Origin of the sequence: Halobellus ruber, assembly GCF_014212355.1 — an archaeon.
In the GTDB taxonomy this organism is placed as follows: domain Archaea; phylum Halobacteriota; class Halobacteria; order Halobacteriales; family Haloferacaceae; genus Haloquadratum; species Haloquadratum rubrum.
Genome location: NZ_JACKXD010000002.1, coordinates 183612 through 204478, shown reverse-complemented (window position 1 = coordinate 204478; position 20867 = coordinate 183612). Strand labels below are relative to the sequence as shown.

Sequence of the window (20867 nt, the reverse complement as noted above, 5' to 3'; positions counted from 1 at the left end):
CCGGACGCCGAGCTACAGTTCGATCCGCTCGACCAGCTGGTCGTCGCTTTTGGTGTTGACCGCGACGATCCTGATGTGATCCTCCAGCCCCGAATCGTCGAGCTTCGCTTTCAGGAGGCTGTCGACCTGGTAGACGCCCGCGGCGTTGATCATCGAGATCTCCACGAGCACCGGCTTCCCGTCGCCGGGCCGGACTGAGACGTTCTCGATGGCCTGACTCGACAGGGTATTGATCCCGCGCCAGCCCTCCTCGTAGGGGATCCGCGACCGACCACGCTCCATGTCTAAGGCGTCGGCAACCCGGATCACGCCCGCTTCCGTGGTGAGCGGGTCCTCCTCGGTGTGGTGACACAGGATCGCGTGGAGCACCTCACCTTTCATCCGGACGGCCTCGCCGGCGTCGTAGAACCCGAACTCCCGAAGCAGCCGGTCGAGGAGGTCGGCCGCGAGCGGGATCGAGTAGTACGCGTGACTGTCGCGGTGGACGACGTGGCCGATGTCGTGCAGCGTCGCCGCCAGGGCAACGATCACCGCCTCGTCGGCCTCCTCGAGTCCCTGTTGTGAGGCACCGTTGAACGCCACGCCGCCGCCTTTCAGGAGGTCGTAGAGACACAGCGCGCGGTTGCGGACGATCTCGATGTGCTTGGTTCCGTGGTCGTTGTACCCCTTCCGGGCCACCGCGTTGACGTTCTGGGCCTCCAGGTACGCCGTGATCTCGGGGTCCGAACGGAGCGTCGGTAACACCTCGTTCAGCCGACCGTCCGGGAAGTTGTGGGCTGCCTCGGGGTCGTACTCGCGGCCGCCGTTGCCGGGGGAACTGCTCATACGGGCGGGTGGCCGGCGACGAACAAGTACCTCCGGGTTGCGTTCGGGGGCTCACCGGCTACGGCCGAGCGTCGTCGGCCGCGCGGGCGACGGCGTCGTAGTCGGGTTCCGCGCCGGGGTCGTCGCTCACCCAGGCGTACGTCACCGTCCCGTCTTCGTCGACGACGAACACCGCCCGTTTCGCCACGTCGTCGACGCCGAACCGCTCGAAGTCCATCGCCACGTCGTAGGCGTCGAGGGTCGTGCGGTTGGCGTCGCTGAGGAGGCCGAAGTTCAGGTCGTTCTGCGCCCGGAACTCGTTGAGCGTGAACGGCGTGTCGATGCTGATACCGTACACCGTCGCGTCGATCGCCTCGAACTCCGAGAGTCGGTCGCGGAAGGTGCACATCTCGGTGGTACACGTCGGCGTGAACGCCGCGGGGAAGAACGCGAGCACCAGCGGCGCCTCGTCGAGGCGGTCCGAGAGCGTGAACGACCCGATGGAGCCGTCTGCGAGCGGTACGGTGAAGTCCGGAGCGTCGTCGCCGACTGAAACCATACACGCCCTCCGGAAGCCCCGGAATTCAAACTTGGTTTCGAGGCCGCCGGCTCTCGCCGCAGTGACTACCGCCGTCCGGGAGTGGATGAAACTCCAGCCACACCTTACAACGGAATACGAACGGCTCGAAATTCCGAAGCTCATCGGGTTTCGGGCGTAACCGACGGGCGACCGCGGTACCACTAATACCGGCGCGATCGGGTCCGCAGGTGGATGTCGACGGGGACACGGCCCCCGACAGTCGACAGGGGGTTGGAAGGTCGGCGTCCTCGGCGGTGTCGGCTGCGCGCTCGTGACGGGTGGACTGGTCTCGCTGATGAATCCGCTGGCCCTTGCGGTAGCGATCCCGTCGCTGCTGTGACACGTCGGTCACGGGCCGGTTCTCGCTGCAGTCTTCGTCGTCGCCCGCGACCGTGTCCGATCGCCGCCCGGTTTTCCCGGCGGATCGACGCCGCGCGGGCCGGCGAAACGCGCCGCCGCCCTTCGAGTCCAGGTTGCCCGGAACCGGGAGGAAGTTTGTACGGAGTTCGAGCGAACCCCGACGGGACTGCGCCCCGACGTTGAAAAATTCCCATTACCCGATCCGTCGTGGTCCGGTTCGTATGTCACAAGACAGGACGCGGCGACGGTTCGTTCGGGCGATCGGTGGTATCGGACTCGGCACGATGGCCGGCTGTCTCGGTGGCGACGAGGGCTCCGGGTCGGGGACGACGACCGAGTCGGGGGAGATGACCGACTCGGAGATGACGACCGAAGCCACGGAGACGACTGACTCCGGCGGGATGGACGCCGGACCCGCGGCGATCACGGTGCGGATCGAGAACGTCGCCGCGACGGATTTCTACGGCGACGACACCCACACCGGCGGTCAGATCTGGATCACGCCCGGGGCGTACGCGGTCCATCCCGGCGGGAATCCGATGTTCACCGAGGGCGAGCCGGCGTCGGTCGGCCTCGAAGCGCTCGCGGAGGCGGGCCCGCCGACCGGCTTCCCCGACGAGCCGGGACTGGTTGCGGAACTCCGGTCCGACGACGCCGCCGCAACCGCCGGCGCGTACACGCCGGCCGACACCGTGGCGGACCCCAACGACCCGATGGGGGAGGTCCCCGGCGCGCCGCCGATCGCGCCGGGCGGCGCCTTCGAGTTCACCGTCGAGGCCGAACCGGGGGCTCGTCTCTCCGTCGCGAGTATGTTCGTCCCCTCCAACGACGTCTTCCTCGCGCCCGGAGCGCCCGGCATCGAACTGTGGCCGATGGACGGCGACCCGGTCTCCGGTGACGTGACCGACGCCGTCGAACTCTGGGACGCGGGCACGGAGCCCAACGCACAGCCGCCCGGTGAGGGGCCGGATCAGGCGCCCGCACAGAACAGCCTCGACCAGGGCGACGACGAGGACGGCGTCGTGCGGCCGCTGTCGAGCGTCGACGACGGCTACCGGTATCCAGCGGTGAACGACCTCGTCGGGATCACACTGACTCCGGAAGGATCGATGGAGGGGAGCGACGGCGGATCGATGACCGACACCCAGTCCTGAGACGCGAGCGTAGCCAGGATGCGGCACAGCGTTGGCGGGTACGTCATCTTCGAGCGTTCGGGAGCCGACCCCCGTCGTGACCGGCGTCTCTGGCCGTCGATCCGCGACGCTCGTGAGTTCACGAAGGCAAAAAGCCTATAATCGCGACTGGGTTAGGTGCTGGTAGCGATGTTCGGAACCATCACCCCACTGTTCCCGGGCCTGCCGGGTGGCCCCGAAGTGCTCGTCGTCTTGCTCATCCTGGTGCTTCTGTTCGGCGCCAACAAGATCCCGAAGCTGGCCCGATCGACGGGGCAGGCGATGGGCGAGTTCAAGCGCGGCCGAGAGGAGATCGAGGAGGAACTGAGCGAGATCGAAGGCGAGAGCGACGATGACGACGAGACGGTCGCCGAGACCGACACGGATACTTCGACCGCGACCGAGACGAACTGACCGCGTCGCTCCTCCCCGGTAGGTCCTCCAACGTCGCCGTTTTTCTCACGCTCCGGTCGGACGTGTGGCCTAGTGGATCAGGGCGAGGGGTTCCTAACCCCTAGAGCACGGGTTCGAATCCCGTCACGTCCGTTCGCTTCGCTCACTCCCGTGACGACCTCTCGTTCACTTCGTTCACGAGAATCCCATCACGTCCGCCCGCTTCGCCCACTCCCGTGACGACCTCTCGCTCGCGATACTCGCGAGAGTCCCGTCACGTCTGTTTTCCGCCGAGCGGCAGCGAGGCGTGAAAACGACACGCGGGATCCGAACCAGGGAGCGAACGGAGTGAGCGACCATGGTTCGAATCCCACCGCATCCGCCCGCTTCGCTCACTCCCGTGACGACCTCTCGTTCACTTCGTTCACGAGAGTCCCGTCACGCCCTTTTCCGCCGAGTGACAGCGGGGCGTCACGGCAGCGTATCGGTTAGTATACCATCGATGCTCCCTGTGAAAGAATGCCAACTCGCGGTTGATCCATCAAGATCCGTTTTAATTACCTCTGCCGGTGGCGTCTTATTTATATCATTTGATATCTTTGCCCCGCTTATAGGTTCAAACCGCATCTCGCGAGCGATCTCGCTTGGGCGGCCCGCGGAACAGCAAGTACCGACCGAGAACGTAATACGGGAGTGCGATCAGTCCGTCGATAGCCACGATCGGAGCCCACGGGTGAACGTCGTACAAGACGGCGAGGAGTCGGGTGGGGAGAACCGGGAGATACCAGTGTTCAGTAATAAAGAACCGGTGATAGCCGACGGAGTTGGGTACTGACATCGTGGCAGAGATGTTCACGGCGTCACCTCTAGCCAGTTCGACCCGTTGCCTGCCGAGCGTCACGTTTTCACCGTCGTCCAGGAACACGGTCATCGGTAGCACGTTCGAGTTGCCGAGAGTGTGATTAAATCCAACCTCCTCACCCGGGGGCACGACTGCTGGCGTGCCTGCTCCGGAGGCGACAACGTCGTACTGCTGGGGGCCTCCGGGAATGACCATCGATGCCGTCACGAACAGAACCACGATCGCAGTTAACGCCAGCAACACCGAGTGAAACGAGTCTTGCTCGCGTTTCTGTCTCCGACGACTCCTGTCACGGTCACGGGTTGCGTACCGGTCGCCGAGGTACCGTCCTCGAACCGATTCCCCGAGAAAGAGAAGTGCGAACAGTACCGTAACGAGGTAGCTGAGTCGGAACGATGGAAGCGAGCCCCCGAGTCGCCACGACACGACGTCGAGAACCCGTTCAAGCGCTTCGAATCCGTCGTTCACGGCCTGTGCAACCACCCCTACGTACGGGATGACGACCATACGTCCTCGGAGCTGGAGCGCGTGGCCGATGATCTGTGGACGCTGTACCGGGGGTTCCAACCCGGCTTGGTCGGGGGCGTCGTTGTTGTCTCCTTTAGTAACGTATCCACGGTCGGTTTCCCTCACGATACGGTGTGTGGTCGGGCCACCACCGCCGATCCGTTCGGCCTCGAATACGACGACGTCTCCGGCTTCCGGTTCCCCAGCGAGTTCGTCGGGGAGCAGGACGAATCCGTCACCCGGTTGGAGCGTCGGAGACATACTGTCCGTTTCGACGTACGAAATCCCCATCGGGGCCCCGAACGCTCCGCCGAGTACCGTCGAAACGGCTATGAGTAGAACCACTCCGGCTGCTGCGGTTCCGGCCGCCCTCCGGGCGCGGGCTAACATCTCATCAACACGCGACTGGCGTGGTAGTCCGAAGGGTCACGCTGTCTAAGGTACTTTCGGCTCGGATCGTTTCGGTACAGCGCACGTTCGAGAACGCGACGGTATCGGTCTCTCCCGGCGCGAGCGCCGTCGTGGACGCGGAATCATCGCCGACCCCGACCCGCACAGGGCGGATTCGCACCGCACGTTGATTGGTTACGGTGACGGCTACGGTAGCCGTATTCGTAGTCGCGTTGTGCCCGCTGACCGTTTGATCCAGCGCGATCAGCCCCCGTTCCTGCGCGACTATATCGACGTCCGCTTGCCTGTGTACCGTAGCTGTCGATGACGCGTGGGTCCCCGTAGCGGCCACTACACTGAGCGCCACGCACAGGTATACGATTTGTCTACGATTCAATCTTTGGCTCGCTCGTTCGGGTGATAAAGATTGTTTCGGGTGCGTAGCACGCTCCCGCCGGCGCAACCGTGGTTCCGGGGTACAGCTTAGACCTGCGTGGCGGTGAGATCGAGCGTTCCGGAGAGGTTCTCGCTGGGATCCGAGCTTGGTTCGTCCGCGTTAACCGTTATTGCAGCCAGTACCGTCCCCCCGGCCGGGATACTCTGGTCATCGCCTCCGAATGGGGCGTCGTACGACACCGAACCCGTGTCACCACTACTATCAAAGTCGCTTACGACTTCGCTCCCGTTAAACGGATTCCCGACTGAATCCGCAGTGACCGCGATGTACTTTGGCCTGTTGTTCCCGGCTACCGAGAAGTTCGTATTATCGAAGCGGAAAACGAGTTCGGAGCCGTCACTGTTAGCGGAGTAATTTGTGCCGGCTTCGAACTGAATGTCGAGTTCGATGGGGGCAGTCGTCTGGTTAGTGATGGTAAATGCGGATGCGCTCGGATTGTTCGGGTTGGCACCACCGACGCTCACGACGCTCCCGACGTTCACACCCGTCGCGCGTCCCTGGGCGAAGTCGATCTCCAGCTCGCCGCCAGTCTCGTTGATGATGTTACCCGCATTCCCTTGATCGGTGAGCGCGACGGCACCACTGGAGTCGGTCGTGATGTTCGCCCCGACCTTCCGGTCGTTGAGGTTGAACGTCGTCGATGCAGCCGTGCCAAACGTCGCTGCCGAGCCAGCCGTCAGTGCTCCCATCAGGCTTAGCAGTTTTCGTCGTTGCATAGTTTATCACGGTACGCCGATTCGGGACCGTTCCCGTCCGGCGTACACGATCATCCATTTGAACCTATGGTTGATTGTATTTGGCCGCCGGAAAACGTTCAGCGGGAGCCTGAACGGGTTCAGGGCCCCGCTGAACCGGTTCAAGGGAAGCTTGAGAACGTCCGTGGATAATATGTCTCTGTCGTCCGAACGAACCGAATGCGTTGCTCCAGCGGCGCTACCGTTGCTATTCGATCGCTCGCGAACGTCGCCGTGACCTTGCCCGTCCCCATCGCCTCCGGCACCGGCAACCCCTGGCGCGGGCAAGGGATCATCGCCTCAGGAGGCGGCCGAGCCGTTTCCCCGACGCTTCACGCATTGCGTGGTTCGAGGACGGGCATCCGCGCAGGTAACACTCCCGCATAGTCCGCGTCGCGATCCGCCTTCATCCGGCCGCTCAGAGATCGACCCGATCCCCAATCTCCGCGATCTCCAGCGACCGCGGATACGCGTAGCTTCGAGCGTGGTGATGCAGAACTTTGGGGTCCGCGGTCAGGCCCTTCCACATATCCCAGTGGCTCGGGAGCAGCCGGTCGATCCGGAGGGCCGAGGCGGCCTCGACGATCCCGTTCTCCGTGGAGTACCACCGCGTCCGCTTCGGTTCGCCCGTCTCCTTGTCGTCGATGTTGCCGACCGCGCCGAACGCCAACACGCCGAGGTCGATGTCGTATTGATCCCCCAGGGCGTCGAACTCCGCGTGGGGTTTCGTGTCGCCGCCGTGGAAGAACGTTCCCGAGTCGTGTTCGAAGACGTACGAGACCGGGTGCGTCGAGTCCGGGTCGTGTGAGAACTCGACGTGGACGGTGAACTCGCCGACCTCGACGGCGTCGCCTTCCGCGACCTCGACGAACTGTTCGTCGTCAACGTCGTAGTTCGCAGGCCAGGCTTCCTCTTCCAGCGCGACCGCAAGCGAGTCGTCCGGGGCGTAGAACGGCGCGCCCGTGCCCGCCAGGATCGGCGCCTGGCTGGGTCCGTGGGTGTGATCGGTGTGCTCGTGCGTCGCGAACACGGCGTCCATCTCGTCGACGTCGGCGGGGTCGAACGGCACTGGAATCATCCGGATCGTCCGCGGCGGATCCCCCGTGCCCAGGTAGGGATCGATGGCGACGGTCGTTCCGTCGGACCCCTTCAGAACGAAGCCGTTACAGCCGAGATACCAGATCGCGACGGTGTCGGGGTCGGCCGATTCCACGGCGCGCGGCAGCCACTCGCCCCAATCGCTCCGGGTCATACCCCTGCCTGCGACGGGCGGCCGACTAAGTGTTCCGGAGGCGAGCGATCGAACGGCTCCGATCCCGAACCGCTCACAAAAGCAGGTATTTTAATAATTATGCACGGATTACAGTGGTCGTTGTTGTATGAAGGTGATAACCACTGTATCGTCGTTCCTAACCGGCACAAAGTATTTATTCGCAAGGCGCTTCGATCTGTGTGCTATGAGCTCACATACGAGGGAGACTGCCGACTTCTCGCAGATGGACGAGACGATGCGGCAGCTCGGGTTGTGGGAGCCGCGTCCGGGCGGCTACGACGCCTGAGTCACGTCGACGCCGCCTCCAGGTTTCCGAACGCCTCGTCGACCAGTTCGCCCGTCTCCGCGACGATGTCGTCCATCGCCTCCTCGTCGGCAACCACTCCGAGCAGCTGCGCGATGCGCATTATGCTCACGTGGTAGACCGTCTGAACGCCCGGTTCCTCCTGCCAGACCACGACGTTACACGGGAACAGGCTCCCGATACGCCGGTCCGTGGCGTCGAGCGCGCGATCCGCCATCTCCGGGTTACACGCCCCGAGCACGTAGTAGGGGTCACGTCCAGCGTTTACCTTCTCGTTGAGCAGCTCCGAGGGCGAGAACTCCGTGGCGATGCCGAACCCCGCGTCGAGGAAGGCTTCGCGGACGTGTTCGACCGCCGCCTCGAAGTCCATTCGGAGCGTCGCGCGTTCCTCGCCGATGTCGCCGCCCGCGATCGCGTCCGGATCGATAGGGAGTGTCATCGGGGGTCACTATGCACCGACCCATCAAAGGGTGTGGGATCGGTCACAGCGGTACCGGGAGCCACCGCAGGGCCGACACGACCTTCGACGGCGGGAACAGCGGGTCGTGGAGCGTGAGCCAGTCCAGCAGCGTCAGCCCCAGGCCGTGAGCGACGATCGAGGGGAGGATCGAGCCGCTGTGGTAGTCGACCGCGCCGAACAGCACGTCGGTCGGTCCCGAAAGCAGGAGCTCGATCGGCGGCTTCCCGGCGTGGTGGAGGGCGTACACGACGGGGCTGATGAAGACGCTCTTGAACCCGAACTCGTCGCTGACGCCGACGCAGAGCAGCCCGCGATAGTAGGTTTCGGCCGCGACGACGACCGCCAGCTGCTGGATGGTGTGCGGCAGGAACGACCCCAGGGCGGTGGTCGTCTGCCACATCGGGTAGTACGCACGGATACTCGGCAGCGACGACCCGACGAGGTAGAAGGGAAGCACGAACGCCGCGAGCAGGACGGTGTCGCGGACCGCGACCCGATCGATCCGGTAGCCCAGCCGGCGGCCGTGGGTGATCGCGAGCGTCGCCGGCGCGATGAGGAACACGACGACGTCGCGGACGACGCGCGCAGTCAGGTCCGTCGGTGGGACCGACCACGAACTCCACGCGATCGAGAGGACGAGTCCGAGCAGGAGCGAGCGCTGGAGCCAGGTGGACTCGTCGGCGGCAGCGCGGATGCGGGCGTGGACTGACACCGTCGCGCGGACCCCGTCACTCGGTCTCGACGGGCCCGGCGCCGATGACGTCGCGAACGGCCGTCACGAACGCCTGTCTGGAGTCGATGTACGTCTCGTCGACGTCGTCCAACACCGCCGAGATCGACTGCGGTCCCGACGGCGTCCGGATGACGCTATCGCCCTCCTGTGCTTCGATCCGGCTCACTTCGTGGGGCCAGGTGAGCCGGGCGGCGACCCGCGCGAGCGGCTGCCCCTCGACGGGTGTCTCCTCGCCCAGTTCGACGGGGGGCTCCTCGTCGGCTTCCTCGTCCGCGTCGTCTGCCATACGCCCGGATTTGCCGTCGTCGAAAATAACCCCTTCGGCACGGTCCGGCGCGCCTGGAGCGAGTGTCGGTACCGCCGCACCGCCGACCGACGAGGGGTGCGGTCGCGCCCCGCGTCGGACGCCCGTCTGACACACCGTTTTGTGGGATGGCCACGAACGACCGGTATGCCCAGCCTTTCGGAGGTATACGAGGGGAAGGAGCGAGTCGTGAGCCTCCGGCGACTCACGTTCGGGTTGGGGCTGTTCGTCGTCGGGTCGCTGCTCGTGGTGATCGGTATCGTCGTCGCGACCACGGGCCTGGTCTACGGCTCCGACATCGCCGCGCTCACCGCCAAGCGGCAGCTCGGCGCCATCCTCGCCGGCGTCGGGGTCCCCGCGGTGTTTCTGGGGGTCTTCGCGGTCCTCCCGTCGGGACGGCTCACGAAGGCGGCGGCGGTGGTCGGCGCCGGGATCGGGGTCGTCGGCGTCGCGCTCTTCACGCACGCGTACCCCTGCCGGTGGTCGGGGTCGGTCTGTGGGGCGGGGAAGCCCGATCTCACGCTTGCGACGGTCGGGCTCTACTCGCTGGGCGTGCTGTTGACCTTCTGGTGTCTGTTCGTCGGCGTCGCGAACTTCAAGACGCGCAACGACCCCGGCGGCACCGCGAGGGTGAACGTGACGCGCAAACGCGAGACGAAGTACGTCCCGGTCGAGCGATCAGGTGGGTCGGCCGGAGCCGGCGGCATCGGCTTCTTCGGAACCACCCCGGATGGGAACGTCGAAACCCAGACCGCCGGGCCGGGGACGGCGTCCGACGGCGGGACCGAGTCGGCGTCGATCAGCTCGCCGCTCGACGGGTCAGGGTCGCAGTCGTCGACGTCTCCGCCCCGGGCCGATCAGCAGTCCCGCGCGGGACCGTCAGGCGGCCGGGACGGCGGCGGAGCGACCGCGGCCGACAGCGGTCCCGAGGCGGCCGCCAGCGACGTCTACTGCGGCAACTGCGCACACTTCGAGTACGTCCGGACCGACGAGGGAATCCAGCCCTACTGCGGCGCCCACGAGGAGCTGATGGACGATATGGACCCCTGCCAGCAGTGGGAGTCGCGCGCAAAGAAGCGGCGACACCGTCGCTGACGCCGCCTACACCGATCGGAGCGTCGCCCGCACGTCCTCCCAGTGGCTCCCCTTCCAGAAGACCTGCTCGCAGTCCCGGCACCGAAAGCAGTCGGTCCCGGCGGGGTCCGGCGCGTACGCCGGCAGCGACTCCTCGTCGCCAACCGGCCGGACCGGTCCGTTACAGACGCCGCACCGGGTCGGAGTCGCGTCGAGAGAGAGCTCGTAGCCCGCAGCCCGTAGCTCGGCGAGTTGGTCCGGAACGTCGCGGGAGTGGATGCACAGCGCGTCGTCGGCGCGCGCCGCCAACTCCCGGTCGCGCGTGAGCACCGTCCGTTCCGACCGCCGCGCCGTCGCGAGTATCTCGTCGTCGGTCGGGCCGCCGGCGGGGTCGTCGACGCCGTCGAGGGCGTACGCGGCGTCGTAGCCGCACATCCGGAGGTACGTCGCCAGTTTCCCGAGCATCGCGTCGAGCAACAGTCGGTCGGGCATCTCAGTGGAGGAACGACCGGAGGCCCTCTGGGTCGCGTGTGTTGAGTACGTCGGCTACCTCACACCACCCACGGCGGGCCGTGTGGACGCCGTACCGGACGTAGTCGAGCGCGTCCGGCGAGTGGGCGTCGGTGTCGACCACGACGGTCGCCCCCGCATCGATCGCGGCCCGGACGAGTGCCCCGCGGAGGTCGAGGCGGGCGGGGTCGGCGTTGATTTCGAGGGCGGTGCCGGCGTCGGCCGCGGCCGCGGCGACCCGCTCGACGTCGGGATCAAGCCCCTCGCGCCGGCCGATCAGCCGTCCGGTCGGGTGTCCCAGGATGTCGACGCTCGGGTGTTCGACCGCACACACCAGCCGCTCGGTGGCAGTCTCACGATCCTGGCCGAGCGCGGCGTGCGGCGACGCGACCACCACGTCCAACGCCGCGAGCACATCGTCGGCCGTCGAGAGGTCGCCGTCGGCGTCGATGTTGGTCTCGACGCCGTGCAACAGCGCGAACCCGTCGCCGACCTCGTTGCGGGCGTCGTCGACGGCGGCCATCTGGTCTTCGAGCGCCGCGTCGGCGAGGCCGACGCCGCCCACCATCCCCGGGCCGGTCGCGTGGTCGGTGACCGCGTAGTAGTCGTACCCGCGGTCGGCGGCGGCGGTCGCCATCGCCGCGATCGAATAGCCGCCGTCGGACCAGTCGGTGTGCGTGTGGAGGTCACCGCGGATCTCGTCGGTCCCGACGAGGTCGGGGAGCTCCCCCGCGACTGCGGCCTCGATCTCCCCGGTGCCCTCACGAATCTCCGGCGGGACGAGCGGGAGATCCAGGGCCGCGTACATCGAGGCTTCCGTCTCCCCGGCGATCCGCTCGCCGACGCGCTGGCCGACCTCCGGGTCGTCGACGCCGGAGACGTCGAAGACGCCGTACTCGTTCATCTTCAACTCGCGGGCGATCGCGCGGTTCCGGAGGTCGACGTTGTGCTCCTTGCTCCCGGTGAAGTACTGCAGCGCCGCCCCGAACTCGTCGGGGACGACCACCCGGAGGTCGACCTGCATCCCGTCGGCGCGGACCCGCGCCTTCGACTCGCCGGCCTCGACCGTGTCCGTCACCGCCGGCCACTCGACGAACGCGTCGACGACCTCGGGGCCCGCTTCCGAGGCGACGAGCACGTCCACGTCGCCGGTGGTGTCGCGCCACCGGCGGATCGACCCCGCCACCTCGGCGGACTCGACGGCGTCGGAGTCGCGGAGGTGTGCCAGCGCGTCCTCTGCCAGCGGGCGCGCGTCCCCGAGGCGTTCCCGGCGCCGTGCCTCCCGCGCGAACGCGACGTTCTTGCGGATGTTCTGCTCGGTTTTGGCGCCGAACCCCTTCACCTCGCGGATCCGCCCCGCCTCGGCGGCCTCGGCGAGCTCTTCTAAGGTCGTGATCCCGAGTGCCTCGTAGAGCGTGCCGACGGTCTTCGGGCCGACGCCTTCGACGCGGGTGAGCGCCTCGATGTCGACCGGGAGTTCCTCCCGGAGCGCCGCCAGCTCCTCGATCTCCCCCGTTTGGATGTACTCGACGATCTTCGCGGAGATGGCGTCGCCGACGCCGTCGATCGTCGCCACCGCGTCTTCACCCTCGCCGGCGAGGTCCTCGATCGGCTCGGTGTGCTCCCGGACGTTCTCCGCGGCGCGGCGGTACGAGTTCGGCTTGTACTCGACGCCGTTGGCTTCGAGAAGGTCCGCGAACTCCTCCAGCCTCGCGGCCACCTCGTCGTTGCGGCTCACAGCCCGCCACCCCGGCTTCGCCCCCGGCCGCCCTGCGCCGACGCGCCGCCGTCGTCGCGGCCGAGCGCCTGCTTCAGGAAGTTCATCCACCGCTTGCGGTCGGCGGCCTCCTTGCGGTCGGCCTCCCCGTCGAGGTCGACCGGCCGGAGCTGTTCGAGAGCGTTCAACGCGCGGTCGATCCCGATGACGCTCTCGGCGATCCGTTCTCCCTTCTCGTAGGTGATCTCGCCGTCCTCGATGCGCTGGACGCGCTGGAGCCGCTCCCGTCGGAGGTTCTTCTTCGCGCGGTCGACCCGGTCGCGCTCCCCCGCGGGGACGGTGTCGCGACGCTTGATCTCGAAGACGAACTCCCGGAGGTCGACCTCCTCGCCCTGAACCTCGATCGTCTCGGGGATCTCCGCGCCGACCGTCGCGCCCTCGCGGTTGACCCGCTCCAGCAACTGTTTTCGTTCGAACTCCTTCACGGCCTGGCTCACGGTTGTGCCGGGATCCACTTCGCTCCTTCGGCGCGACGGTGTCGACGGGGGCTGTGCGTTCCCGCCTGCGGCCCCCGAGCGGAGACGAAAGTTCTTATGACCGTCGGGGAGAACGGGACGTATGGGATTGTTCGACCGGCTGCGCGGGGAGAGCGACCCGCGCGTCGCATTCGTCGGGGTCGACGGCGTGCCGTTCAGTCTGCTCGCCGACAACCGTGAACGGTTTCCGAACTTCGCCGCGCTCGCAGACGAGGGCAGCGCCGGCGCCATCGACAGCATCGTCCCGCCGGAGTCCTCGGCGTGTTGGCCGTCGCTGACCACGGGCGTGAACCCGGGCGGGACGGGCGTCTACGGGTTCCAGGACCGCGAGACGGGGTCGTACGACACCTACGTGCCGATGGGTCGGGACGTCCAGGCGACCCGGCTGTGGGACCGCGTCACCGACGCCGGCCGCCAGGCCAGCGTCCTCAACGTCCCGGTGACGTTCCCCCCACAGCGCGACGTCCAGCGCATGGTCTCGGGGTTTCTGTCGCCGGGCGTCGAGAAGGCCGCCCACCCCGATTCGTTCCGCGACGAGCTCGAAGACATCGGCTACCGGATCGACGTCAACGCCAAACTCGGTCACGACGACGACAAGACCGCGTTCGTCGAGGACGCCCACGAGACCCTCGAGAAGCGGTTCGAGGCGTTCCAGTCGATCCTCGGCCGCGACGACTGGGACCTCTTTTTCGGGGTGTTTATGACCACCGACCGGGTGAACCACTTCCTGTTCAAGGATTACGAACAGGACGGCGCGAACAGGGAGGCGTTCCTGGAGTTCTACGAGAAGGTCGACGAGTACGTCGGGAAGATCCGCTCGTCGCTGCCGGAGGACGTAACTCTCGTGGTGGCGTCGGACCACGGGTTCACCTCCCTGGACTACGAGGTCCACTGCAACGCGTGGCTCGAGGAGGAGGGATGGCTCTCCTACGAGGACGACGACCACGAGGAGCTCGGCGACGTCTCCGCCGACACCCGGGCGTACTCGTTCATTCCGGGGCGGTTCTACATCAACCTCGAAGGCCGCGAGCCCGACGGCGCCGTCCCCCAGTCGGAGTACGACGACGTTCGCGCGGAGCTCAAAGCCGACCTCGAAGCGCTCGAAGGCCCGGACGGCCGGCCGGTCGCCGACCGCGTCGTCGAGAAGGAAGACGCCTTCCGCGGGGACCACGACGACATCGCCCCCGACCTCGTGGTCGTGCCGAACCACGGCTTCGACCTCAAATCCGGGTTCAAGGGTCACGAGGAGGTGTTCGGCACGGGACCCCGGAACGGGATGCACAGCTTCGACAACGCCTCGCTGTTCGTCGACGACCCCGACGTGTCGATCGACGACGCCGACCTCTACGACATCGCGCCGACCATCCTCGACCTGCTCGACGTCGACTACTCCCGGACGGAGTTCGACGGCGCGACTCTCTGTAAGTAGCGGTCGTCGCGTCCGGGCGCCGAGGACACATCGTCGCGTGCGGGCGCGGAGGCTACACTAAGTCGTCGAGGTCGTCGCTCGCCCACTGAGCCCCGGAGTCGCCGGACGCGTCCTCGCCGTCCTCGGCCGCCTGTGCCTCCGCGGCGCGTTCCATAAACGACTGGATCCGCTCGGACCGTTCGACGCCGCCGAGCAGGACGAGGGCGGCGAGTCGGTCGCTCGACAGCGGGAAGTCGCCGCCCCGGACCTGCAGGCTTCCGGTCTCCTCCTCGATCCACCGCCGGGCGCGCTCGACGCCCTTTCGCGGGACGGCGTCGGGGTCGCCCGCAACGACGAGGAGCGCGGCGTCGGCGTCGGTGGCGTCGGGGAGGCTCGATCCGGTGAGGACCGCACGCCGGGTGATGCTCGTCACGGTGTTGATGTTCGCCTCGGCGTCGGGGGCGGCGTCCGCAGCGGCGTACCCCAGCGCCGCGATCCCCCCGTCCCGCAGGGTGTTGATTATCTCCGAGGAGTCGACCACGCTCTCGCCGACCCCCTCGACGTTCTCGCCGGCGGCCAACAGCAGTCCGAGGCGCCGCGCGACCTCCCGGTTGATCGCGTCGAACCCCTCGGTGACGCTCTCGCCCGCCGACCGGAACGCGTCGTTGTCGACTAAGAGCAGGGCGTCGGCCTCGCGGGCGAAGGTCTTTAGCGACCGTCCGGCGTTGACCTGGTACATCGCGCCCTCGTCGCGTCCGGGCAGGACGCCGAGGCCGTAGATCGGGACGTCGTAGACCCGGGCGAGTTCGCGGGTGAGCACGGGCGCGCCGCCGCTGCCGGTGCCGCCGCCCAGCCCGGCGACGACGAAGATCGACTCGATCCCCGCGGTGATCCGGCCCTCGAGGGACGCGAGCACCTCGCGGGCGTCCGCCTCCATCACCTCCGCACCGAGTTCGTTGTCGCCGCCGACGCCCTGGCCGTTCACGCGATCCCGTCCGACGAGGACGGTCTCGAACGGGAGTCCGCGGAGGTCGGCGGCTGCGGTGTTGACGCCGACCGCGCCGCGGACGGCGCCGAACCCCATCCGGTCGTCGTACTCGATCAGTTCGCGGGCGAGTTTCCCGCCGGCCTGGCCGACGCCGATCAGGAGGGACTTCATAGCGTTATATCTCCAAGCGTCGACTTCAACGTTCGGCCGCGACGGAGGTTCATAACGGATGCCGCGACCACCCCCGGTATGCCGACCGAGCCGTTCCCGGCCGAGTCGACCGCGACCGACCGACGCGTCGCCGACTACGACCCCGACAGCACCGAGCAGACGGAGTCCGACCCCGACGACGGATCCGACCCGAAGTCGACAGGCGAGGAGGACACCGCCGGTCGTGACGGCGACCGGGTGGCGGCGCTCGAACGCCGGGTAGCCGACCTCGAAGCCGAACTCGAAGCGGTGCGGGGCCTCCTCGACGGCGTGGACGCGGTCGACGAGACGGTCGAGCGTCGGGCGTCGGCCGCGCTCGCGAAGGCCGAAGCGCTGGAGGAACGGTTCGAACCTGAAAAAACGGGGCTGGTCCGCGAGCGCCTCCCGGATGCGGGCGACGACGGGCGGGAGGCCGGAGACGACCGAGCGGATCGGCGCCGGGAAGACCCCCGCGACCCCAGTCCGGATTCGCGGAGACCGGGGTCACGAGGTCGGAACGGGAACGACTCGGAAGGCCGCGGACGTGTCGGTCGAACCGACGGACGCGAAGCCGGAAACGGGACGTCGCCGGGGGCGATCGGAGGCACCCGGAGACGGCCTGACGGAGCGGATGCGACCGACGAGGAACCGGCCGATACCGGCGCGATCAGCAGCGTCGACACCGAGAGGAGTGACGCCGACACCGGAGCCGAGGGGTCGCTCGCGGCCCGACTCCGCGACGCGTTCCGGTGATCCGGCTGGTCGTCGCCGCCGCGCTCGCGGTCGCGACCCTGGCGGTCGCCCTCCCGGCCGTCGACGACGCTCGGGCGGCCCGGACGGACGCGGCGATCGAGGGAACGGTCGACCGGATCGAGCGCGCCGGCCGGTCGCTCGCAACGACAGAGGACGCGACAGCGACGCGAGAGACGGCGGCGACCCGACGGATCGAGTTCAGGCTGCCGGCACGGTCGATCGCCGCCGCGAAGCCGGCGTTCGTCGCGGTCGGCGGCCAGCCGGACGGACCGGGGGATCGCCCGACCGTCACCTACGCCGTGTCGTCGTCCCGCCGTCGACACCTCCGGCTTCCGGTCCCCCTTCGAACGCCCGAGGGGCCCGTCGTCTTCCGGGAGCCCGGCCGGCACGCGGTGTCGCTGGCACTGGTTCGCAGCAACGACGGTCCCGAACTCGTGGTCACCAGGGCCGCCGGCTGGTGACCGTCCCGATCGTTTATATACCGGGACGGGACCACCCGGCGTATGCCTCTGGACGGCATCCCGTCGCTCGGGGGTGATCCACCGGGATCGTTTGCCGGGATCGCAGCGGCCCTCGGGACGGCGGTTGGGGTCGTGGACGAGTCGGAATCGACGGCGGACGGGACGGGAGACGACGTGGAGCCGACCTGCCAGTGCCGGGTCGCGGTCGAACGCCTGGGCGGCGTGACCACCGCGGAGCAACGGGTGCTCGTAGTCGACGCCGACGACTGTCCCGGCGACGGCGATCTAGCGGCGAGCCCCGCCTGCCGGGAAACCGTGATCGGCACGCTGGCCGAACGCGACGTGGACGGCGTCAGAACCAGATCCGACGGTGTCGAACGCACCTACGACGACGGCTCAGTCGGGCTGCTTCTGGCTGCGGGCCGGTTCGTCGAGCGGGTGGGATTCCACGACCGGGCGCTCGCGGATCGCGCCCGCCGGGACCCGATCGCCGCCGCCCGCAGGGCGGCCGGACGCGCCGGTGCAGTGGCCCGGATCGCCGCGGAGTCCGGGGTGGCGGCGGGCGCAGATCGGGTCTCGGAGCAGTCACCGTCGGCCGTGATCGACGGGCGGGAATCCGACGGCGACGGGCGGGAAACGGACGCGACCGACCGCGACGCCTTCCGGGCGTTCGTCGGGCCGACGCTCTCGAAAGCCCTGGTTTCGCGGCGACTGCCCGCGGACGCGACACAGGAGGCGGCGTACGAACTCCCAACGAACGCCGACGTCCGCCGCTACCTGACCGACGACGGACCCGTCTACCACCTCCGGCCCGTCGCACACGACCTCGGTACCGACGCGATGGCGACGCTTGCGGCCGCCTACGATCTCCTCGCGAACGGATCGGTCGGCGGCGGTCCCCGGGCGCCCGGACGCGCGGTCCGGCGGGTCGCCAGCGGGGACGAGCCGGTGGAGACGCTAGCGGCGGTGTTGAGCCGTCACACGCGGGGGCTCGGGGTCTTGGAACACTTCTTCGCGGACGAGCGAGTGTCGGACGTGGTCGTCTCGGCACCGGTGTCGGAGTCGCCAATCAGGGTGGTCGTGAACGGCGAGCGGACGCGGACGAACGTCCGGCTGACCCCCGATGGCGCCGCGGCGCTCGCCTCGCGGTTCCGCCGGGAGAGCGGCCGGTCGTTCTCCCGGAGTTCGCCGACGCTCGACGCCGCCGTCGTCGCCGAGACGGGGCAGCAGATCCGGGTCGCGGGGGTGACCGCACCCGCAAGCGACGGCGTCGGGTTCGCGTTTCGTGTCCGCGACGACGACGCGTGGACCCTCCCACGGCTGGTGGCCGCCGGCGCACTCCGAGCGAGGGCCGCCGCCGCGCTCTCCGTGGCGATCGAACGCGGCGCGGCGACCATCGTGGCCGGCACGCGCGGGGCCGGCAAGACCACCCTGTTGAGCGCGCTGCTCTGGGAACTCCCGGCGTCGACGCGGGTCGTGACGATCGAGGACACCCCGGAACTCCCGGTGGCGGAGCTCCGGGATCGCGACCGCGACGTGCAGGCCCTCCACACCGACGCGGGCGGGACCGTCGAAGGGGGGGCAAACGGGGAGTCCACGGGGCGCTCAGTCTCCCCGGCTCGGGCCCTCCGCTCGGCGCTCAGACTGGGGGACGGCGCCCTGGTCGTCGGCGAAGTCCGCGGCGAGGAGGCGGGTGCGCTCTACGAGGCGATGCGGGTCGGCGCGCACGGCCACGCGGTGCTGGGAACGATCCACGGCGATTCCGCGGCCGCAGTGCGAGAGCGCGTCGTCTCCGACCTCGGGGTCCCGGCGTCGTCGTTCGCCGCGACCGATCTGGTGGTGACCTGTGTCCGAGACGGTGACGACCGGCACGTCGCCGCGATCGAGGAGGTCCGCGGTTCCGACGGCGACGCGTCGTTCACGCCGTTGTTCGATCGTGAGAGGGGCGAACTCCGGTCGACCGGCGTCCTCAACCGCGGCGACAGCGCCGCCTTCGAGCGGCTCCGCGGCGACGGGGAGTCCCACGAGGCGCTCCTCGAAACCGTCGATCGGCGCGCCGCCGGATTCGAGCGGCTCTCGGCGGCTGGACTGACCCGACCCGCCGACCGCGACCGGGCGCGAGGGGGCACCCAGCGGTGACCTGGGTCGACCCACGGGTCCGGGCGGGCGCCCGCAGGATGGCGGGGTGGTATCCGGGCGACGTCGAGCCCACGCCGGAACTCCGCCGGGCGCTCGCGTTCCTCGACAGCGACCTCGGAGCCGACATCGTGGTTCGTGCCGGATACGTCGTCGCGGCGCCGACGGCGATCGCGTGTCTGGTCGCGCTCGTCGCCGTCGGAGTCCCACTCCCGGCGGCAGTCCCCGCCGGCGTCGGGATCGGGCTCGGAGCGACACACACGTGCCACCGGCTTCCTGTGGCTGCGGCGACGCTCCGCCGGACCCGCGCGCTCGGCGACGCCCCGGGGCTCGTCGCGCGGGCGGCGCTCCGACTCAGGCTGGCGGCGACGCCGGAGCGGGCGGCGACCTTCGCGGCGCGGACGGGGTCGGGGCCGTTGGCCCGGAGCCTCGCGGCCCACGCCGACCGGACGCGCGGGGAGTCGGCGACCGGACTCGGGGGGTTCGCCGACGAGTGGCGGTCGTGGTTCCCCGCGTTGGATCGGTCGGTGTCGCTGCTCGAAGCCGCCGTGGACGCGCCGCCCGACGAACGGGACCGCGCTCTCGACCGCGCGCTGGAGACAGTACTCGACGGTGCCCGCGACGAGATGGCCGCCTTCGCGGGCGAGGTTCGCGCCCCCGCGAGCGGGATCTACGCGTTCGGCGTGCTCCTGCCGCTCGCGCTCGTCGGCGTCGTGCCCGCGGCCCGCGCCGGCGGCGTCTCGGTTCCGTCGGCGGCGTTCGTGACGCTATACGACATCGTCCTCCCCGTCGGGCTGCTCGGCGCGGGCGCGTGGCTCCTCCTCCGGCGCCCGATCGCGCTGCCGCCGGCGCGGGTCCGGTCCGACCACCCGGACGTACCGTCCGGGACGTTTCGGGGGCTCCTCGCCGGGGGTGCCGGACTCGTCGGCGGCGGTGCCGTCGGGGCGGTCGTCGCGTCGTGGGCCATTCCCGTTGCAGCGGTCGGACTCGGCGTCGGAGCCGGGCTCACAGCTCACTATCGCCCGATGGCTCGGGTCCGCGCCGACGTCCGTGCGATCGAATCAGGGATCGACGACGCGACTGCGGTAGTCGGACGGCGGGTCGCCGCCGGGGAGTCCGTCGAGACCGCAATCGAGTCGGCCGCCGACGCCACGACGGGACGGACCAGCCACCTGTTCGCGACGGCCGCGGGCGTCCAGCGTCGGCTCCGGGTCGGCGTCCGGCGGGCGTTCCTCGGCGAACGCGGCGCGCTCGCGGACGTTCCGAGCCCACGGACGCGGGCGACGGCCTCGCTTCTCGCGGTCGCGGCCGCACAGGGGCGGCCGGCCGGCGCCACGCTCGTCACGCTGGCTGACCACCTCACGGAACTCCGCCGCGTCGAGGCCGAAGCGCGCCGGGAACTCGCCGCGATAACGGGGACGCTACGGCACACGGCCGCGGTGTTCGCCCCGCTCGTCGGCGGCGCGACCGTGGCGATGGCGACACAGATGGCCGCCTCGGAGACGACGCTCTCGGGCGGCGGGTCGATCGCCGGGGCGGCCCCGGGTGGCGCGGTCCTCCCGCCATCGACGCTCGGCGTCGCCGTCGGCGTCTACGTGCTCGCGTTGGCGGCGATCCTCACCGCCGTCGCGGTCGGCCTCGACCGCGGGCTCGACCGGGCGCTGGTCGGGTACCGGGTCGGACTGGCGCTGTTGTCGGCGACCCCGACCTACCTGGTCGCGTTCCTGGCTGCGTCGATGCTCTTCTGAACGGACGTCCGGAA

General features: G+C 68.8%; 20 protein-coding genes and 1 tRNA gene. 9 read left to right on the top strand and 12 right to left on the bottom strand.

Annotation, left to right across the window (positions count from 1 at the left end; translation table 11 throughout):
• Positions 1-12: 12 nt before the first annotated feature.
• A complete protein-coding gene (locus H5V44_RS06040; protein WP_185192217.1) occupies positions 13-825 on the bottom strand; it encodes an HD domain-containing protein in 813 nt (270 codons plus the stop codon).
• Between the two features lie 58 nt (positions 826-883).
• Complete coding sequence (locus H5V44_RS06035; RefSeq protein WP_185192216.1) at positions 884-1363, bottom strand: redoxin domain-containing protein; 480 nt, start codon at positions 1361-1363, stop codon at positions 884-886.
• Positions 1364-1965: 602 nt separating this feature from the next.
• On the opposite strand from H5V44_RS06035, the gene H5V44_RS06030 reads away from it, so the two are divergent.
• The 3 genes from H5V44_RS06030 (at position 1966) to H5V44_RS06020 (ending at position 3462) form a co-directional block, all read left to right on the top strand.
• Entirely contained in the window at positions 1966-2898 is a 933-nt protein-coding gene (locus H5V44_RS06030; protein ID WP_185192215.1) for a spondin domain-containing protein, read from the top strand.
• 168 nt (positions 2899-3066) lie between these two features.
• A complete protein-coding gene (gene tatA, locus H5V44_RS06025; RefSeq protein WP_185192214.1) occupies positions 3067-3330 on the top strand; it encodes a twin-arginine translocase TatA/TatE family subunit in 264 nt (87 codons plus the stop codon).
• Between the two features lie 58 nt (positions 3331-3388).
• Positions 3389-3462 (top strand) — tRNA-Arg (locus tag H5V44_RS06020).
• Positions 3463-3925: 463 nt separating this feature from the next.
• Here the strand turns inward: H5V44_RS06020 and H5V44_RS06015 are convergent.
• The 6 genes from H5V44_RS06015 to H5V44_RS05990 all read right to left on the bottom strand — a co-directional run bounded on the left by H5V44_RS06015 (position 3926) and on the right by H5V44_RS05990 (position 9315).
• Positions 3926-4678, bottom strand: a complete 753-nt coding sequence (locus tag H5V44_RS06015; protein ID WP_221625605.1) for a hypothetical protein — start codon at positions 4676-4678, stop codon at positions 3926-3928.
• 873 nt (positions 4679-5551) lie between these two features.
• Positions 5552-6214 (bottom strand): hypothetical protein, encoded by a 663-nt coding sequence (locus H5V44_RS06010; protein WP_185192212.1) that lies wholly within the window; start codon positions 6212-6214, stop codon positions 5552-5554.
• Positions 6215-6677: 463 nt separating this feature from the next.
• Positions 6678-7511, bottom strand: coding sequence for an MBL fold metallo-hydrolase (locus H5V44_RS06005; protein WP_185192211.1), 834 nt, complete (start codon positions 7509-7511; stop codon positions 6678-6680).
• Positions 7512-7819: 308 nt separating this feature from the next.
• Positions 7820-8275 carry a DUF302 domain-containing protein gene (locus tag H5V44_RS06000; protein WP_185192210.1) on the bottom strand — a complete coding sequence of 152 codons (456 nt, stop codon included), beginning with the start codon at positions 8273-8275 and terminating at the stop codon, positions 7820-7822.
• A 43-nt stretch (positions 8276-8318) separates the two neighbouring features.
• On the bottom strand, positions 8319-9008 hold the full coding sequence (locus H5V44_RS05995; RefSeq protein WP_394354506.1) for a CPBP family intramembrane glutamic endopeptidase: 690 nt from the start codon (positions 9006-9008) through the stop codon (positions 8319-8321).
• Positions 9009-9024: 16 nt separating this feature from the next.
• Positions 9025-9315: a DUF5789 family protein gene (locus H5V44_RS05990; protein WP_185192209.1), complete on the bottom strand. Its 291-nt coding sequence runs from the start codon at positions 9313-9315 to the stop codon at positions 9025-9027.
• A gap of 165 nt (positions 9316-9480) precedes the next feature.
• Between H5V44_RS05990 and H5V44_RS05985 the strand changes: the two genes are divergently transcribed.
• Entirely contained in the window at positions 9481-10428 is a 948-nt protein-coding gene (locus H5V44_RS05985) for a DUF7139 domain-containing protein (RefSeq protein ID WP_185192208.1), read from the top strand.
• Between the two features lie 6 nt (positions 10429-10434).
• Here H5V44_RS05985 and H5V44_RS05980 read toward each other — a convergent pair whose 3' ends face one another.
• The 3 genes from H5V44_RS05980 to H5V44_RS05970 are packed head-to-tail and all read right to left on the bottom strand — an operon-like array spanning position 10435 to position 13119.
• Complete coding sequence (locus tag H5V44_RS05980; protein WP_185192207.1) at positions 10435-10899, bottom strand: Mut7-C RNAse domain-containing protein; 465 nt, start codon at positions 10897-10899, stop codon at positions 10435-10437.
• A 1-nt stretch (position 10900) separates the two neighbouring features.
• Positions 10901-12655 carry a DNA polymerase/3'-5' exonuclease PolX gene (gene polX, locus H5V44_RS05975; RefSeq protein WP_185192206.1) on the bottom strand — a complete coding sequence of 585 codons (1755 nt, stop codon included), beginning with the start codon at positions 12653-12655 and terminating at the stop codon, positions 10901-10903.
• Positions 12652-13119 (bottom strand): DUF5788 family protein, encoded by a 468-nt coding sequence (locus tag H5V44_RS05970; protein ID WP_185192678.1) that lies wholly within the window; start codon positions 13117-13119, stop codon positions 12652-12654. The genes polX and H5V44_RS05970 overlap by 4 nt, the downstream gene beginning before the upstream one ends.
• A 133-nt stretch (positions 13120-13252) precedes the next feature.
• Here H5V44_RS05970 and H5V44_RS05965 point away from each other — a divergent pair, with 133 nt between their 5' ends.
• A complete protein-coding gene (locus tag H5V44_RS05965) occupies positions 13253-14599 on the top strand; it encodes an alkaline phosphatase family protein (protein WP_185192205.1) in 1347 nt (448 codons plus the stop codon).
• Positions 14600-14651: 52 nt separating this feature from the next.
• Here H5V44_RS05965 and H5V44_RS05960 read toward each other — a convergent pair whose 3' ends face one another.
• Positions 14652-15737 (bottom strand): tubulin/FtsZ family protein, encoded by a 1086-nt coding sequence (locus H5V44_RS05960; protein WP_185192204.1) that lies wholly within the window; start codon positions 15735-15737, stop codon positions 14652-14654.
• Between the two features lie 78 nt (positions 15738-15815).
• Here H5V44_RS05960 and H5V44_RS05955 point away from each other — a divergent pair, with 78 nt between their 5' ends.
• Genes H5V44_RS05955 through H5V44_RS05940 form a run of 4 tightly spaced genes read left to right on the top strand, consistent with a single transcriptional unit; the run spans position 15816 to position 20853 of the window.
• The gene (locus H5V44_RS05955; RefSeq protein WP_185192203.1) at positions 15816-16508 is read left to right on the top strand and encodes a DUF7310 family coiled-coil domain-containing protein; all 693 of its coding nucleotides are present in this window, start codon (positions 15816-15818) and stop codon (positions 16506-16508) included.
• Positions 16505-16969 carry a DUF7311 family protein gene (locus H5V44_RS05950; RefSeq protein ID WP_185192202.1) on the top strand — a complete coding sequence of 155 codons (465 nt, stop codon included), beginning with the start codon at positions 16505-16507 and terminating at the stop codon, positions 16967-16969. Before H5V44_RS05955 ends, H5V44_RS05950 begins: the two co-directional genes overlap by 4 nt.
• Positions 16970-17011: 42 nt before the next feature.
• The gene (locus H5V44_RS05945; RefSeq protein ID WP_185192201.1) at positions 17012-19108 is read left to right on the top strand and encodes an ATPase, T2SS/T4P/T4SS family; all 2097 of its coding nucleotides are present in this window, start codon (positions 17012-17014) and stop codon (positions 19106-19108) included.
• A 38-nt stretch (positions 19109-19146) separates the two neighbouring features.
• The gene (locus H5V44_RS05940) at positions 19147-20853 is read left to right on the top strand and encodes a type II secretion system protein (RefSeq protein WP_185192677.1); all 1707 of its coding nucleotides are present in this window, start codon (positions 19147-19149) and stop codon (positions 20851-20853) included.
• Positions 20854-20867 lie beyond the last annotated feature (14 nt).